Here is a 15,549-nt window from a genome sequence, read left to right as displayed (position 1 = left end):
TCAATCAGGCTTTTTGTTTTAACTGCTCAAGAAGTTTTCCGTGAATACCACCAAAGCCACCGTTGCTCATGACTAGAATTTGGTCACCTGGTCGCGCACGTTCGACGATCTTGGCTACAAAGTTATCTATATCCGCATCGACAAACGCTGGCTGTGTGCATTGGTCGGCAATGTCTTGCACAGACCACTCGATATTATCTGGCTGGAACAAGAAGACTTCATCTGCACTGTGTAGTGACTCTGCAAGTGTGTTTTTGTGTACACCTCGCTTCATGGTGGCAGAACGCGGCTCCAACACAGCAAGGATGTGTTTTTCACCTACCTTGTTACGCAAACCACCGACAGTAAGTTCAATTGCCGTTGGGTGATGCGCAAAATCATCGTAAACCGTCACACCTTGTTCTTCACCTTTCAGCTCTAAACGGCGCTTGGTATTGATGAAACGCCCTAATGCCTGGCAAGCAAGATCCGGAGTGACTCCAACATGTCGTGCAGCAGCGATTGCCATCAGCGCATTATCCACATTGTGGTCACCCACCAAATTCCATTCGACGGTACCAACCTTCTCGCCTTGCAACGCAACGTCAAATTTTGAGCCATCAAGCACTAATTTGTGCGCTTGCCAGTCGCCATCAACACCTGAAAACTGCTTTTCTGTCCAGCAACCACGCTCGAATACATCCGCCAAAGCTTGGTCTTGCTTCGGAGCTAAGATTAAGCCATTGCCGGGAACCGTTCGCACTAAATGATGGAATTGGCGCTTGATCGCTTCTAGATCATCGAAGATATCAGCATGATCAAACTCAAGATTGTTCATGATTAAAGTGCGAGGATGGTAATGCACAAACTTAGAACGCTTATCGAAAAAAGCACTGTCATATTCGTCCGCTTCAACGACAAAAAACATGCTTTCACCCAAACGAGCAGACACTCCGAAGTTACCGAGTACCCCACCGACTAAGAAACCCGGTTGATAACCACAATCTTCAAGTATCCAAGCAAGCATGCTCGACGTAGTCGTTTTCCCATGTGTACCCGATACCGCCAATACCCACCGATCATGCAGCAAAAACTCGTTGAGCCACTGCGGGCCAGAGGTGTAACGCATGTTAGTGTTGAGCACATGCTCGACACACGGGTTGCCACGGCTCATGGCATTACCAATCACAACAAGGTCTGGTTGAGGGTCGAGTTGAGACGGGTCGAAGCCTTCAATAATTTCAATACCTTGAGACTCAAGCAACGTGCTCATCGGTGGGTAAACGTTGGCATCAGAACCAGTGACTTTATGCCCTAATTGGCGCGCTAAAATCGCAGCGCCGCCCATAAATGTGCCACAGATACCCAAGATATGAATGTGCATAAACTAAACCTTGTAATGCGTTCTTTAATGCTTTCATTATCGCGATTACCGCCTGAAAAGCGAGTGACTTTAGCCTTCTTCTTGCAGTCCCTTTCACAAATATGACAAGGTTGAACACAGACTGTACAACCTCTTGCTTACTGATGAATCCCTCAAACAAGTCTACAAATAAATTGAGATCTCAAACAGTTACTTCATTACCATTAAAAAGATCTGCGACTTAAACTTACATCCAGCGCAATCGTTTAACATCCATAAAGAGATGCTCACTTGCGCACTACCCCCAATGAAATGAAAATGTAAGGATTAACCATGTCAGGACTGCGCACCCTAGGCGAGTTCATTGTCGAAAAACAAGCGGATTTCCCCCACGCTAGCGGTGATCTATCATCCCTTTTAGCCTCCATTCGTTTAGCTGCAAAAATCGTTAACCGCGAAATCAACGCAGCGGGTCTCGGTGATATCACTGGTGCTGTAGGCACGGAAAATGTCCAAGGTGAAGATCAGCAAAAGCTCGATGTTTACGCGAACGATAAGTTCAAAGCCGCGCTTGAAGCTCGTGATCAAGTGTGTGGCGTTGCCAGTGAAGAAGAAGACGAAGCAGTTGCGTTCAATAAAGAACTCAACCAAAACGCCAAATATGTAGTATTGATGGACCCACTTGATGGTTCTTCTAACATCGATGTGAACGTCTCTGTTGGTACTATCTTCTCGATTTACCGTCGTGTTTCTCCAATCGGTACTCCACCAACTGAAGAAGACTTCCTACAACCTGGTCACAAACAAGTGGCTGCGGGCTACGTGATTTACGGCTCCTCCACCATGTTGGTATACACAACTGGTAACGGCGTAAACGGCTTTACTTACGACCCATCTATCGGCAGCTTCTGTCTTTCTCATGAAAACATGATGATTCCTGATGATGGTAAGATCTACTCCATCAACGAAGGTAATTACATTCGTTTCCCTCAAGGGGTGAAGAAGTACATCAAGTACTGCCAAGAAAACGTGCCAGAAGACGGTCGCCCATACACTTCTCGCTACATTGGCTCGCTGGTTGCTGATTTCCACCGCAACCTACTGAAAGGCGGTATCTACCTTTACCCAAGCACACAAAGCCACCCGCAAGGCAAGCTACGCCTGCTTTACGAATGTAACCCTATGGCATTCCTCATTGAGCAAGCTGGCGGCATTGCATCGGACGGCGTGAATCGCATTATGGACATCAAGCCTACTGAGTTGCACCAGCGTGTACCTTTCTTTGTGGGTTCGAAGAACATGGTTCGCAAAGTTGAAGAGTTCCTTGAACTGCACCGCGACGAAGAATAATTTCAGACCTTTGTCCAACGCGGCAGGTGTTTACCTGCCGCGTTTTTGTCGCTAAAGTGAAACGCGAATTTATCATCAGATGAAGCCGCTTTTGTGTGACTCATCGTTAATGAAAAGGAATATTCTAATGAGCTTAAACCATGTACCAGCAGGCAAGTCGCTGCCTGAAGATATCTATGTCGTTATCGAAATTCCTGCAAATGCAGATCCAATCAAGTACGAAGTAGATAAAGACTCTGGTGCTGTATTTGTCGACCGTTTCATGTCTGCACCAATGTTCTACCCATGCAACTATGGCTACGTGAACAATACCCTGTCTCTTGATGGCGACCCAGTCGACGTATTGGTACCAACACCATACCCACTCATGCCAGGTTCAGTCATTCGCTGCCGTCCTGTTGGCGTTTTGAAGATGACAGATGAATCGGGTGAAGATGCAAAAGTGTTTGCGGTTCCCCACTCAAAAATCTCGAAAGAGTACGAGCACATCCAAGATGTGGACGATATCCCAGAACTATTGAAAGCGCAGATCACGCAATTCTTTGAGCGTTACAAAGAGCTTGAAGCAGGCAAATGGGTGAAAGTGGATGGTTGGGCAGATGTTGCTGCCGCCAAAGCTGAAATCCTAGAATCTTACGAACGAGCTCAGAAAAAATAAGCATCACTGCTGATACAAAATTAAAAAGAGCTGCTCTAGGGCAGCTCTTTTGCTTTCATCTTACCTGTGTCAACTAGATAGGTGCGCCTGCTGAAGACATTCGTCCAGCGTCGTAGTCATGTTGAAAGAAGGGGTCAACATCATCACAAATGCCAAAATACGGCCGCCCGATAACACCGAGCATATAAGCACTTTGCTCACAATACTCTTGTTTGCCTTGCTGGTAACCCGCTTGATAAGCCATTATCAGTTCTGGCGTCGCATGGTTAACATCATCCAGCTTCGCAATTCGCTCCTCAGATAACTCCCGTAATCCATCTAAAGCTGACTGCCTACCAAACACTTGCCAATCGGTCACATTATTCGAAGTCGGTAGTGTTGTTTGTGCGCATGCAGCAAGAAGCAACGCCATTACTCCAATTACGAATGCTTTCATCGTGACTCCTTAGTGTTTAGCTCGTTGCTATTGATAATGTCAGTATAGCTCACACCTTTTGACACCAATCTCCGGAAGCGATTTCTTCGGTTAATTGCTCAGTATCTTGATATAAGTAGATCCAAGCTTGGCCAAAAGGCGTAACGATGCTCTCTCGGCGATATTCCACTGGCACATCTTCTAACCTATCTAGCTCAGATAAGGTTTCACTGTCAATCAGGTACACTTCACCTTGAATCGAGCGTTGCCCATCAGACAACGCTGGATAAGGGCCTAAGTCATACATTGCAAATTGAGCATCCGTTTCATGTAAACCAAGAAACTGCGCCGAGCGCAAATACTGATGGTTGTACTCTCCCTTGCGTAACGTGCCGTAGACAAAAATCAAATGCTGCATAACCACTCCTTAGTCATGACTGTGTATGCTTAGGTTAAAGCACTTTAATCGAACTCAAACTGATAGAGTAGGTCAACGGCGCTATCTACACCAGATACTGCTTCTAAATACAAGTCTTGCATCAATCGGTAACGCACAGTGAACTCACCTAGGGAGTTAAAGATGCCGACACCATATTTCACCTGCAAACCTGGCAGAATATAACCACTCACCGTCACTTGCGAATCATCGCCCGACCCAGCAGTGTCCAGCTGTAAATCTTGTACGCCAAAGGCTTCACCGATTTCACCAACCACACGACCACTCTTCGCCAAGCTTAAACCAATTAAGGTAGTCGTCATTGCATTACCACCGGCTTCACCATCAATATCTTGACCACGAAGTAGATAAGAAAGTGCATTGGCTTGGTTCATCGCGGGCTCTGAGAAAATTTCTATACTCGGATCAGATGCTGGGCCTGACACTTGTACCCCCGCAATGACATCATCTTGGGTATTGTCTGGATTACGAATCGCTTTGATAGACAAGTAAGGTTGATCTGGTGGACCATTCATCAGAATCTTACCTTCTTTAATCAATAAGTCCTGACCAAACGAACGATAAGAACCGTCGACAACATTCACTTCACCAACGATGAAAGGACCTTTGTCTTTTTGTGTCACGTTTAGGTTCCCTTTCAACCCACCTTTTAAACCAAAAGCGGCAAGTTGGAAGTCATCACCAATTTTAATGTTGATGTTCGTTTCCACATCAAACGGCATCGCAGCCACATCGTCCACTGGCTGCAAGTTTTTATCGAGAATAACGGTATCACTCGATACGCCTACCGCACTTGGTGGAAGCTCTTCGACGACAATTCTGCCCCATGGCAAATTAATATCACCCTCAATTTTCGCAAGCTGAGGGGTCACATCTATTGTCATGTCAGGCTCCACTTTGATTTTTACCATTGGAGGCAAATCAACATTGAGCTCTTTAGCAAATACACGCGCTTTAGTGCGCCAGTTCTGTAAGTCCTGCCAGTCGGCATCACCGGTAACGTTCAACTCACCATCCGGGGTTAAAATTCCGGCATCCAAGTCCGCTTGATGGCCTTTAAAGTTGATGACGACCTGCCCTGAGTTTATATCTATCGGTGTGACTTCACCCTGTAGCTTCATTTGGTCAATCAAGAACTGGCCGTTCACCTTCGGATGCATGACGTCACCTGATATCGCTAGGTCAGTATTCATGTTTGCTTTAAACAAGCTGTACTCACCAATCAACGGTGCCAAGAAATCCAAGTGGAACGTAGAGAGTGAAACCTTACCATCAATAGTGGGCTTTTCAGACGAGACATTCAGTAAAGAAACCTTACCAGACAAGTCACCGTTATCTTTCACATCAAATAGCCACTCGGCATCAAGCTTGTCTTTCGCTAATGCTGCTTTAAAGTTGAAGCTTTCCCAACCGACTTTAATTGGCTGTTCAAGCGCTTGTTCAACTTGGCCTTTTGGCATATTGACACTTAAGGTTACTTCAGGCTTTTTCTCTGGTGCCCATTTAGCAAAAGCCTGTGCATTAACCGAGCCTTGCAGCTTGGTTTCTGGCGGCAGGAATTGTTTGATTTGGTCAAAATCAAAATCATTGATAGCTAACTTCGCCTGGCCACTCTTACCGACACTAATGTCTTCGGTTAGACATACGCTCGACTCCGCTTGCAACCAACAATGCGCTTGAACGTTCGCGATCTGTTTGTCGATATTGACCTTCACCGCGGTCGATTTTTGCAACGCCCACGGGCCTTGTTGCGAGCTCAGCGTCAAGCGGCGCAGCGCCCCATTCCAAATCATTTCTGGTTTCTGCTGGAATGTCCCTTCAATTTCTAAACTGGTCGACACCAGGTCAGACACTACATCGAGCGTCAGTTGATGCAGTTTTTCATCCCCAGAGACTTCAAGGTCAGCACTATCAACTTTTATGTCGTCATAGGTAATGTTGTTCGCAATTAGGCTTATGTTCGCTTTTGGTGCTGGCAGAGGCTTCACATCACCCTTTAAGGTGATCGTTTCTACGTTCGCCTGTTGCTGCCAGTTTATCTGATTTAAAGCGAGATCAAGATTGATGTCTGGTTCTTTCAAGCTACCACGTAGTGCGACTTTACCTTGCATTTTACCTGCAAGATCCGGAACACTTTTCGCAAAATCAGGGAAGTTAACCTCAACATCCATCAGAATTTGCTTATCGATCTTACCCTTTGCACTGAGTTGGTTTGGACCATGAGAAAGCGCTAAACCCTGAGTGGTAAGTTGGATGTCTTCGCCTTTGCCGTTTTTATCAGACGCTTCAAGTTGCCCTTCAACATTCAGCGGATAACCTCGCAAAATGCCGTCAATGTCTAACTTAGGCAAACTGACTTGCCAACCGCCTTGTTCTGTTAACGACCCCGAAGTCGAAAGATTACCGCTAATATCCCCTTCGGCTTCTTTCCATTTTAAACCTGGTTGAATGTTTTTCAGGTTTAAGTCAGCTTGCCAGTTGATTGGCGCGGCCCAATTGGCCATGACTTTCCCAGAGAGTTCGCCCCCTAAGGTTTTCACTACAAGGCTTTCGAGGTCAATTTGCTCTAACGTACCTTTGCCGTTTAGTGCGACATCAACGGCGGGAATATCTTTGCCTGACGCTTTGGTTTCTAATGCGACTTCATAGCCATCAAGTGAGCCTTTTGCCACCAAGCTTGGTACAGAAACCTGGTAATCGCTTTGTCCAAATAGCGGCCATTGCGCCTGTACATTTTTAATCACGACATCAAACGGTAACTGCGTTTTAAGCGGTTGAATATCACCTTTGATCTCCGCTTGTACAAGCTCAGAAAGCGTAGCATTTAGTGACAAATCACCAACCGAACCCGAGACCGAAAGCGACAGTTTTTGTCCCTTCGCATCCGCTTGCTTCACTAACGCGTCCAGTTGCGCTTTGATAGGGTAATCAGAAGAAAGCGTCACTTGTGTGCTCAACTTGCCTTCCACTTCTGGCATGTCGAGCTCTAACGTTTTGACATCAACACGTTCACCGCCTGCTCTTGCAACCAAACCAAGATGATTGACGATCACTGGCGTTTCACCCGCCAGTTTGAAATTGTGAATATCAAGACGACGCGCTTCAACCGTCAGTGGAATCCATACTTCGGGTAACACAATATCTTGCGGCGTAACGTCAGTTTCTTTCGGCTCCTCGGCAGCCGCTTCAGGTTCAGCCTCACTTGGTGCTAAAGCCACATTAATGTCTTTCAACGCGGTAGGTGCGATCACCAAACGATCACCCTGCATCGACAAAGCGGTCGAGAATGTTTGCCAATCAATTTGATTGCCCAGCACATTGACATTGATGTCATTAAAGCTGACTTTATTAACAAAAATTGGCACTGGCGTACTGATAGAACGCAGTGGTGGTGTTTCCTCTTGCTCCTCGCTTGCTGGCGGTAGCTCTGGCATCTTAAAGTCAAGCCCCTGCAGTCTTAACTCATCGACACAGACCTTAGGGTCAAAGAAACAGCGGAAGTTCACTGCCAAAGCTAAACGCTCAACTTTGGCGTCGATATTCAAAGACTCATCGACAAAACTGACGTTATGCAGTTCGAAGCGAGGAAACAATGAACCCTGCACTTTTTCAATCTGCAATTGTGGTAATGCTTTTTCAGCTCCCCACAAGGCAAATTTGAGGCCTGGGTGGGTAAACAAAACTGTCGCGACAATAATGATGAGCAACAGCAATAGACCAATCAAACTGAGCGACAGCCATTTGGTCCACTTAAACATCATTTTGATCATAGCTCAGGCCCCAATGAGAAGTGGATACGAAACTCTCGTTCTGGTTTTGCATCCAACCCCCATGCAAAATCAAAACTAACAGGGCCCACCGGAGACGCCCAGCGGATACCAACACCAGCACCTGATTTCCAATCTGGTGTTTCATTAAACGCATCACCAATATCGTAAAACGTTGCAGCCCACCAGTTTCCATAAACACGATATTGGTATTCTAATGTACTGCTAACAATGTATTTACCACCCGTCAAAGCACCACTCTCATCCACAGGTGAAATAGATTCATAGCCGTAACCACGAATATTATTGTCACCACCAGCGAAGAAACGCAGCGACGGTGATAGCTTTTCAAGTTCATCGGTAATATTCGCACCACCTTCTAGGCGGAACAAACCACGATGATTCTCTCCAATACCACGAATCCAAGAAGTCGAGCCAATTAAGCGGAGCACTCTAGTTTCAGAAAGCATAGCGGTATCACCATACTCAATAGTGATGCTTTGCTTGTCTCCCCACATTGGCATATTGCCCCCTCGAACCCTAGTCCGAGAAAATGTCGCACCTGGAAGTACGAAGTTGAATTCATCATCTTGTAAACCTTGCGTAAAGCTCTCGTACAAATGACGAACATAAACGGTATTATGCCAACCACCGTCTGCTAACCAATGACGTTCCACTGCAAGGTTAGACTCGATACTCTGCGTGTCACGGTTGTCTAGGTTTTTAAGCCCATATTGAACTTGATAATAATCGTTAGCGACATCTTCTAAAGGAATTTTGTAAGAAGCAGTCACGGTTTGCTCTGGCTTAGATAGGGATAAAGCAGTGTTGAAACTGTGTCCTCGGGAGCTCACCCAAGGTTTCTTCCACTTCAACGTTCCTCGAACGCCAACATCCGTTGAGTAACCAATACCCGTCTCGATCTGATTCTTCGAAGCAGGAGATAAAGACACTTTAATTGGCAAGTCTCGGCCATCATCAAGCCTATCCAATTCAGGCTCAACAAAAACTGAGGAAAACCACTCCGTATTTGATAGCTTCTGGTTAAACTCGCCCAGCTTCGAAACGTTGTATGGGTCCCCTTCTTTAAAAGGTTGTAGTGATGCGACACGGTCTTCCCAGATGTGGTTGCCAATAAAAGAAACGTCGCCAAAATTGAAACGTATTCCACTGCTGTAGTGCAAACGGACATTAGCTTCGTTCAGATCAGGGATAACCTCTAATCGACTTAGCGTAAACTCGCCATTGAAGTAACCACGCTGAAGCGCCAAGTTACGAATGCCTGACTTAAGGCTGTCGTATTGGCCTTGATTCAAAACTTGGCCAACTTTGAGCGGAGAGCGCTCAATAAGTTTTGCAAATTCTTCATCGTCCTTGGCCTCTCCAGTGATGACCACATCCATGACTTTCACTTTCACTGGCAAGCCCGGCTTGATGAGCACAATTAACTCATCATTCGCTTCAGGAATAGAGTATGAAATTTTTGCATGATAATACCCAAGCGCGTTAAGCGCTTCAGTGATACTTTGATCTAATCTCGCTTGAAAACGCAGAGAAGTGGAGTAATCCTTCTCTGGAATAGATGATAGATACGCACTGACATTCTCTTCTAAAGCGCCATCAATGCCTTTCAAAGTCAAAGAAACATCGGCATAGGCACCATGAGAAAAGGCAAACAGGCCAACAATGGTGGGGAGAGCTTTTTTTATCATGCTTTTATGGCTGAATGAGGTTAAGTAAACGTAAATAATGATAACGCCAATTAGATTCTAAGTCTGTAATATTAATAGGTTTAACGCGGTCTATGTCATCACAGCATCAGATACAGACGAAATGAAAAAGTTCGCAAATTTAAGACACGTATTGAAGGACAAATACCATGCTCAACAAACAAACATTGATCAGTATAGAAGATGCCTTGCCAGGTAGAGATCAACCAATGCAGATTGACGATCATCATTTTGTAAATAAATCTAACCTAAAGGCGCCTCTTGCGTCACACCAACAGCAGATTTTGCTCGGAATGGGCTGTTTTTGGGGCGCTGAGCGCGTATTTTGGCAACTCGACGGCGTTGTATCCACTTCGGTCGGTTACGCTGGGGGGTACACACCCAATCCCACCTATGAAGAGGTCTGTACAGGTAAAACGGGTCATACAGAAGTCGTACGAGTCGTTTTCGATGAACGCGTCATCTCATTAGAAAAGCTACTGGCTGTTTTTTGGGAAAAACACGACCCAACTCAGGGAATGCGTCAAGGTAACGACTTAGGTACTCAATATCGTTCTGCAATTTACACTTATTCGACGGAGCAACTCGAGAGCGTAGAGAAATCGAAACTCTTGTATCAACAAGCACTGCAAGAAGAGCAACGCGCGAACATCACCACCGAAATACAACCAGCAGGTCCGTATTACTTTGCGGAAACCTACCACCAGCAATATTTGGCGAAAAACCCTGATGGTTACTGTGGCATCGGAGGAACGGGAGTTTGCTTCCCACCAAGCCTCCAAGGATAAACCTAACCAGCAACAAAAAGAGCGACCGATATGGTCGCTCTTTTCTAAATCTAAGTGGGTACCAAGCTAACTAAGCCGATAATGATGCTATCACTTGGTTGACTTCTTTAAAGATGGTGAGCCTTTTATGATCGTTGACGTCAGGTAGTAACACTTTGCCATTGTCGAACTGAAAACAGCCAACCCCAACAATAAAAAACTGACCTTTGAACAACGTTTTAACAAAACGGGCCACTTGTAATGGTCGATATACAGCAAACTCACGTAGCATAACTCACCTCAATTCCTTTGAGAAAACACGGATTGCTTATTTTTCCTCTGCAATCTTAATGCGCAATTTGCGACGGAACTCATTTTAGCAAATTCTAAATATAACGCAAGATTACACCACTCCATACGTTAAATAAATGTTATAAACGGTCCTACAAATTTCTAAGATCTGGATATATACTGGAAGCTTCCAAACCTCGTACGGAATATAACAATATGAAAACTAAGACTCTCCTACCTCTGCTATTGGCCTTAACGCCAAGCTTGACCTTTGCACACAACTTGTCAGTGGGTAAAAGCGTTCCTCCTGTCAATGTTGCCGCTTACGGCGAGATTGTTTTACAAGGCGAAGGCGTTGCATACCAACCCTGGGCAACTCAACATATGCAAGGCAAAGTTCGTGTTATTCAAGCCATTGCAGGCCGTAGCAGTTCAAAAGAAATGAATGCCCCTTTAATGTCAGCAATAACAGCGGAAAATTTTCCACAAGAAAGCTACCAGACGACGACTATCATCAACCAAGATGATGCAATTTGGGGGACTGGCTCGTTCGTGAAGTCTTCAGCTCAAGACAGCAAAAAAGAGTTTCCTTGGTCATCCATGGTTCTTGATGAAAATGGCGTAGTTGCTAATACTTGGGACCTGAAAGAAGAAAGCTCGGCCATTATTGTTCAAGACAAAACGGGCAAAGTTCTGTTCGTCAAAGAGGGCGCACTTGAGCAAGATGAGATAACAAAAGTTATTGAGCTTATTAAACAGAACATCTAGCTTCATTGAATGGCTCCTTGTTCTTGTTGTAAGGAGCTATATGAATTTGATTAGAAGCATGGGCAGTGACAACTCTGCTGTTTATAAGTGCGACACTTCCACAGAGAGTATTACCAATATTTTTCGGCACGTATGTGTGGAGTTAAATTTTTCTGCTAGCCAACAAAAGAGTGAACTTTTATTCATTATGGGTGTTATATTATAACAGTCGGTAAGAGGAGCTCAGATGTACCACCACCAGCAAAAAACACTAAGATATTGGTATCGCACTGCTTTATTTTTCAGTGTTGCGTTGCTGATCGCTTGGAACTTTGCGGTTGTACTCCATCAAGTCGATCTGACGCCCGACCATCATACCCATCATCATTGCCAATTATTTTCTGGTGTTCAGCACGGTATAGCAAAGGTACAACCTACCCTCTCTACACCGACTTTTACGCGCGCCCAGCATCATCATGTTTTTTTGCATCTCGTGTACGGCGAAGAAGTTCTTGGCGCTGCTCGTGCCCCTCCTTATTTTGCTTAATTTCCAAACTATTCCACACTCAAAATTATTGAGTTCATTTCCGCACCTAGTGTGTCAGGAACAATAACTTAGTGAAACTCGAATCTGAGCAATACCGCCTTTGGTTAATGCCAGTAAAATTAGGAAAAATACAATGTCATCAAAACACGTTTTAGCCCTTGCTATTGGCCTCACTTTATCGACAGCAGCGAATGCAAACGAATACCGCCAGCATGGTGCTCATGTGCATGGTCACGTCGAGTTTAATATCGCCCAAGATGGCAAAGATCTGTTAGTAGAGATCACAGCTCCTGGAGCTGATGTTGTGGGTTTCGAACATGCTCCAGAAAACGCACAACAAGAGCAAGCGCTTAAACAAGCCGTCGCTACACTCGAAGACAGCAACGCATTGTTCGCTATTAACTCACAAGCTGATTGTAATGTTGAAGAAGCTTACGTGAGCCACAACCTAAGCGAAACTCATGAGGAACATGATCATAGTGAGCACGACCATGATGACCATGCACATCACGATCATGAAGGACACGAACACCATGATCATAATGAACATCATGATAAACATGACCACCATGACGATCATGATGAGGCGCACGATCATGGCGGTCACGGTGAATTTTCGGTGCAATATCGCTTCAATTGCGAACAAGTTAATCAGCTTAGCCAAATCCAAACCGATTGGTTTAACCAATTCCCAACTACAGAGTCCATCAGCGTCAATATATTCACTGATACCATGCAATCAGCAATTAAATTAAGCAAAGATAACACCCAAATCGCAATCAAATAACACGAGTGGCGTGTAAGTACCCACTTACACGCCACAGCTTTGGTGATTTAATATGACTGAAACCACACCAAATGTTGTCGAGCTAGAGGATGCCCAATTTTTCTGGCCCGGTTCAACCAACGCGACCATCCACATCCCCAAATTACACATTACACAAGGCGAACATGTGTTTATCAAAGGTCCAAGTGGCTGCGGTAAATCGACCTTGCTCGCTTTGTTGACGGGGATTAACACATTAACTTCAGGCTCTCTATCTGTACTCGATACTGACCTTGCTAGTTTAAGTGCCAGTCAGAGAGACCGCTTTCGCGCCAATCATATTGGCTACATCTTTCAACAGTTCAATTTATTGCCGTACCTTAACGTACTTGAAAACGTATTATTGCCATGTCAGTTCAGTAAAATACGACGTGACCGTGCCCATTTAGGTGCCTCATCTCAAACGTTAAATGAACAGGCTCAGGCCCTACTAGAACGACTGCACTTGCCAAACGAGCTTCATACACGCCCTGTCTCTGAATTGAGTATTGGTCAACAACAACGTGTGGCTGCGGCTCGAGCTCTGATAGGACATCCAGAGTTAGTGATCGCTGACGAACCAACCTCAGCTTTAGACTATGACAATCGTAAAGCATTTATTGAGCTCCTTATGGAGCAAGCGAATCAAGCCAATGCCACACTGGTATTCGTTAGCCACGACCCAACACTCGAACCCTTATTCGATCGCACGCTCAATCTACCCGACATTAATCAAGTATCTAGCCTAGGAGCCATATCATGAGTGCTGTTGTAAAGCTCGCCTGGAAAAGCTTGATGAACCGCAAAGCGACGGCAATTCTAACCATCATGACCGTTGCGATTTCAGTGGTACTCCTCTTGGGCGTCGAGCGTATCCGAACTCAAGCCAAGGATAGCTTCGCCAATACAATTTCAGGCACAGACCTCATTATTGGTGGACGCTCTGGGCAAGTGAACCTATTGCTCTATTCTGTGTTTCGTATTGGTAATGCGACCAACAACATCGATTGGAAAAGCTACCAAGAGTTTGCCAATCATCGTTCAGTCGATTGGGCTATTCCAATCTCGCTTGGCGACTCGCATAAAGGCTTCCGAGTTATGGGAACCAATCACAGTTACTTTGAGCATTACAAGTTTGGAAGTAAGCAACCACTAACATTTGGCAAGGGTAGAGAATTCAATGGTTTATTTGAAACCGTGCTAGGTTCTGATGTCGCTAAACAACTTGGTTATGATATCGGTAGCGAAATCATCATTGCCCACGGCATTAGCGACGTTGGCTTTAGCCGTCATGACAATCTGCCATTTAAAGTTGTCGGTATCCTTGCTCCTACAGGAACACCAGTCGACAAAACTGTCCATGTATCATTGGAAGCCATCGAAGCCATTCACGTCGGATGGGAAAGTGGTGCGCGTTTGGGCCCGACACCCAAGGCACAAGATCTCAAAAACAGAGACTTTCAGCCCAAACAAATTACCGCTATGCTCGTTGGTTTGAAATCTCGTATTCAAACTTTCGCCCTGCAAAGACAAATTAACACCTACCCCAAAGAGCCGCTCAGCGCCATTATGCCCGGCGTTGCGTTGCATGAGTTATGGGGAATGATGTCGGTTGCAGAGCAAGCCCTAATGGCAGTATCTGGTTTTGTCGTGATCGCAGGGTTGCTAGGTATGTTAAGCAGTCTATTAACTAGCCTACAGGAACGCCGCCGTGAAATGGCGATTTTGCGTGCCATGGGAGCAAGGCCTCGTCATGTTTTCTCACTCTTAATTAGTGAAGCCAGCTTGCTTACTGCTGCTGGTATTATTACTGGCGTTACTGGGCTGTATGCCATTCTTGCTATCGCGCAGCCGATCATCCAACAGCACTATGGAATACATCTCACCTTAAGCATCTTATCTACTTATGAGTGGATGCTATTAGGTTTCGTACAATGCGCTGGTATTGTGATTGGTTTCATTCCCGCACTCCGCGCCTACCGACAGTCACTGAGTGACGGAATGACAATAAGGATTTAATAAAATGTGGAAAAAAATACTCGCAAGTTGCTTGCTGGTCGTCGCATTCACAGCGCCTGTTATGGCCAGCGAAGAACCATTAAAGCTTGACTGGATTGACCTTGTTCCAGAAAAAGAGCGTAAATTGTTCGACAGTATAGGCATGCCCGCATCTGATCACAGTGGTGGCGCAGCCCAGCAGTCCAAGATTGGTAACGTTCGACCAGAACTGAACGGAAGCCAAGTTAAAATTCCGGGGTTTGTTATCCCACTTGAAGGTGATGCCGATACCGTCACCGAATTTTTATTGGTGCCATATTTTGGAGCTTGTATTCACGTGCCACCACCGCCTCCAAACCAGATCATTTACGTGAAGTTTCCGAAAGGCGCGCCTGTTCAAGAGTTGTGGGATGTTATATATGTGGTTGGAACGTTGAAAACCGAGACGATAAACCACGAACTGGCAGAAACGGCTTACGTTATTGAGGGATCAGAAATAGAAGCCTACGACGATATGTAATTTAAGTCGTCGATAAGCCTCGCTACACCTAAGGCGTCACACTGGCGCCTTTTTTAGCTTTGTGCTACACGATATAACGAGATAAATACGCTAATACGCCCACATAAATAACCAAAAGAAACGCTATCGACAGGTGCTTTTTGAGTTTACCTGCT

At 45.3% G+C, this 15,549-nt stretch carries 15 protein-coding genes; 9 read left to right on the top strand and 6 right to left on the bottom strand.

Annotation, left to right across the window (positions count from 1 at the left end; translation table 11 throughout):
• Nucleotides 1-4 precede the first annotated feature (4 nt).
• Entirely contained in the window at nt 5-1,363 is a 1,359-nt protein-coding gene (gene mpl, locus R7R78_RS08195; RefSeq protein ID WP_225473405.1) for a UDP-N-acetylmuramate:L-alanyl-gamma-D-glutamyl-meso-diaminopimelate ligase, read from the bottom strand.
• A gap of 312 nt (nt 1,364-1,675) precedes the next feature.
• On the opposite strand from mpl, the gene fbp reads away from it, so the two are divergent.
• Together fbp and ppa are read left to right on the top strand one after the other, a co-directional pair.
• Complete coding sequence (fbp, locus tag R7R78_RS08190; RefSeq protein ID WP_005383114.1) at nt 1,676-2,692, top strand: class 1 fructose-bisphosphatase; 1,017 nt, start codon at nt 1,676-1,678, stop codon at nt 2,690-2,692.
• A 127-nt stretch (nt 2,693-2,819) separates the two neighbouring features.
• Nucleotides 2,820-3,350: an inorganic diphosphatase gene (gene ppa, locus R7R78_RS08185; protein WP_005379635.1), complete on the top strand. Its 531-nt coding sequence runs from the start codon at nt 2,820-2,822 to the stop codon at nt 3,348-3,350.
• A 73-nt stretch (nt 3,351-3,423) separates the two neighbouring features.
• Here the strand turns inward: ppa and R7R78_RS08180 are convergent, their stop codons facing one another.
• From R7R78_RS08180 to R7R78_RS08165, 4 genes are read right to left on the bottom strand one after another with little or no spacing between them, the layout of a single operon-like run.
• The gene (locus R7R78_RS08180; RefSeq protein WP_042522443.1) at nt 3,424-3,786 is read right to left on the bottom strand and encodes a DUF2799 domain-containing protein; all 363 of its coding nucleotides are present in this window, start codon (nt 3,784-3,786) and stop codon (nt 3,424-3,426) included.
• Nucleotides 3,787-3,835: 49 nt separating this feature from the next.
• Complete coding sequence (locus R7R78_RS08175; protein WP_005379626.1) at nt 3,836-4,183, bottom strand: gamma-glutamylcyclotransferase; 348 nt, start codon at nt 4,181-4,183, stop codon at nt 3,836-3,838.
• A 44-nt stretch (nt 4,184-4,227) separates the two neighbouring features.
• Nucleotides 4,228-7,992 (bottom strand): translocation/assembly module TamB domain-containing protein, encoded by a 3,765-nt coding sequence (locus R7R78_RS08170; protein WP_225473404.1) that lies wholly within the window; start codon nt 7,990-7,992, stop codon nt 4,228-4,230.
• A complete protein-coding gene (locus tag R7R78_RS08165; RefSeq protein ID WP_005383121.1) occupies nt 7,989-9,701 on the bottom strand; it encodes an autotransporter assembly complex protein TamA in 1,713 nt (570 codons plus the stop codon). The genes R7R78_RS08170 and R7R78_RS08165 overlap by 4 nt, the downstream gene beginning before the upstream one ends.
• A gap of 167 nt (nt 9,702-9,868) precedes the next feature.
• Between R7R78_RS08165 and msrA the strand changes: the two genes are divergently transcribed.
• A complete protein-coding gene (gene msrA, locus R7R78_RS08160; RefSeq protein ID WP_225473403.1) occupies nt 9,869-10,507 on the top strand; it encodes a peptide-methionine (S)-S-oxide reductase MsrA in 639 nt (212 codons plus the stop codon).
• 70 nt (nt 10,508-10,577) lie between these two features.
• Here the strand turns inward: msrA and R7R78_RS08155 are convergent, their stop codons facing one another.
• Nucleotides 10,578-10,778, bottom strand: a complete 201-nt coding sequence (locus R7R78_RS08155) for a DUF1107 domain-containing protein (RefSeq protein WP_005379612.1) — start codon at nt 10,776-10,778, stop codon at nt 10,578-10,580.
• A 215-nt stretch (nt 10,779-10,993) separates the two neighbouring features.
• Here R7R78_RS08155 and R7R78_RS08150 point away from each other — a divergent pair, with 215 nt between their 5' ends.
• From R7R78_RS08150 to R7R78_RS08125, 6 genes are all read left to right on the top strand, one after another.
• Entirely contained in the window at nt 10,994-11,545 is a 552-nt protein-coding gene (locus tag R7R78_RS08150; protein WP_132936730.1) for a YtfJ family protein, read from the top strand.
• Nucleotides 11,546-11,771: 226 nt separating this feature from the next.
• Nucleotides 11,772-12,071: a DUF2607 family protein gene (locus R7R78_RS08145; RefSeq protein ID WP_005379608.1), complete on the top strand. Its 300-nt coding sequence runs from the start codon at nt 11,772-11,774 to the stop codon at nt 12,069-12,071.
• A 133-nt stretch (nt 12,072-12,204) separates the two neighbouring features.
• Nucleotides 12,205-12,858 (top strand): zinc uptake protein ZrgA, encoded by a 654-nt coding sequence (gene zrgA / locus R7R78_RS08140; protein ID WP_225473402.1) that lies wholly within the window; start codon nt 12,205-12,207, stop codon nt 12,856-12,858.
• A 52-nt stretch (nt 12,859-12,910) separates the two neighbouring features.
• A complete protein-coding gene (locus R7R78_RS08135) occupies nt 12,911-13,639 on the top strand; it encodes an ABC transporter ATP-binding protein (RefSeq protein ID WP_042522447.1) in 729 nt (242 codons plus the stop codon).
• Complete coding sequence (locus R7R78_RS08130; RefSeq protein WP_053306844.1) at nt 13,636-14,895, top strand: ABC transporter permease; 1,260 nt, start codon at nt 13,636-13,638, stop codon at nt 14,893-14,895. Before R7R78_RS08135 ends, R7R78_RS08130 begins: the two co-directional genes overlap by 4 nt.
• A gap of 4 nt (nt 14,896-14,899) precedes the next feature.
• Nucleotides 14,900-15,394: a DUF3299 domain-containing protein gene (locus R7R78_RS08125; protein ID WP_005379600.1), complete on the top strand. Its 495-nt coding sequence runs from the start codon at nt 14,900-14,902 to the stop codon at nt 15,392-15,394.
• Nucleotides 15,395-15,549: the final 155 nt, after the last annotated feature.

It is taken from the genome of Vibrio sp. 2134-1 (assembly GCF_033339495.1).
This window is presented reverse-complemented; position numbering and strand designations above follow the sequence as displayed.

What these genes read in the sequence shown, in the direction of transcription:
- mpl (WP_225473405.1), bottom strand. Translation starts at nt 1,363, where the DNA reads ATGCACATTCATATCTTGGGTATCTGTGGCACATTTATGGGCGGCGCT.
- fbp (WP_005383114.1), top strand. Translation starts at nt 1,676, where the DNA reads ATGTCAGGACTGCGCACCCTAGGCGAGTTCATTGTCGAAAAACAAGCG.
- ppa (WP_005379635.1), top strand. Translation starts at nt 2,820, where the DNA reads ATGAGCTTAAACCATGTACCAGCAGGCAAGTCGCTGCCTGAAGATATC.
- R7R78_RS08180 (WP_042522443.1), bottom strand. Translation starts at nt 3,786, where the DNA reads ATGAAAGCATTCGTAATTGGAGTAATGGCGTTGCTTCTTGCTGCATGC.
- R7R78_RS08175 (WP_005379626.1), bottom strand. Translation starts at nt 4,183, where the DNA reads ATGCAGCATTTGATTTTTGTCTACGGCACGTTACGCAAGGGAGAGTAC.
- R7R78_RS08170 (WP_225473404.1), bottom strand. Translation starts at nt 7,992, where the DNA reads ATGATCAAAATGATGTTTAAGTGGACCAAATGGCTGTCGCTCAGTTTG.
- R7R78_RS08165 (WP_005383121.1), bottom strand. Translation starts at nt 9,701, where the DNA reads ATGATAAAAAAAGCTCTCCCCACCATTGTTGGCCTGTTTGCCTTTTCT.
- msrA (WP_225473403.1), top strand. Translation starts at nt 9,869, where the DNA reads ATGCTCAACAAACAAACATTGATCAGTATAGAAGATGCCTTGCCAGGT.
- R7R78_RS08155 (WP_005379612.1), bottom strand. Translation starts at nt 10,778, where the DNA reads ATGCTACGTGAGTTTGCTGTATATCGACCATTACAAGTGGCCCGTTTT.
- R7R78_RS08150 (WP_132936730.1), top strand. Translation starts at nt 10,994, where the DNA reads ATGAAAACTAAGACTCTCCTACCTCTGCTATTGGCCTTAACGCCAAGC.
- R7R78_RS08145 (WP_005379608.1), top strand. Translation starts at nt 11,772, where the DNA reads ATGTACCACCACCAGCAAAAAACACTAAGATATTGGTATCGCACTGCT.
- zrgA (WP_225473402.1), top strand. Translation starts at nt 12,205, where the DNA reads ATGTCATCAAAACACGTTTTAGCCCTTGCTATTGGCCTCACTTTATCG.
- R7R78_RS08135 (WP_042522447.1), top strand. Translation starts at nt 12,911, where the DNA reads ATGACTGAAACCACACCAAATGTTGTCGAGCTAGAGGATGCCCAATTT.
- R7R78_RS08130 (WP_053306844.1), top strand. Translation starts at nt 13,636, where the DNA reads ATGAGTGCTGTTGTAAAGCTCGCCTGGAAAAGCTTGATGAACCGCAAA.
- R7R78_RS08125 (WP_005379600.1), top strand. Translation starts at nt 14,900, where the DNA reads ATGTGGAAAAAAATACTCGCAAGTTGCTTGCTGGTCGTCGCATTCACA.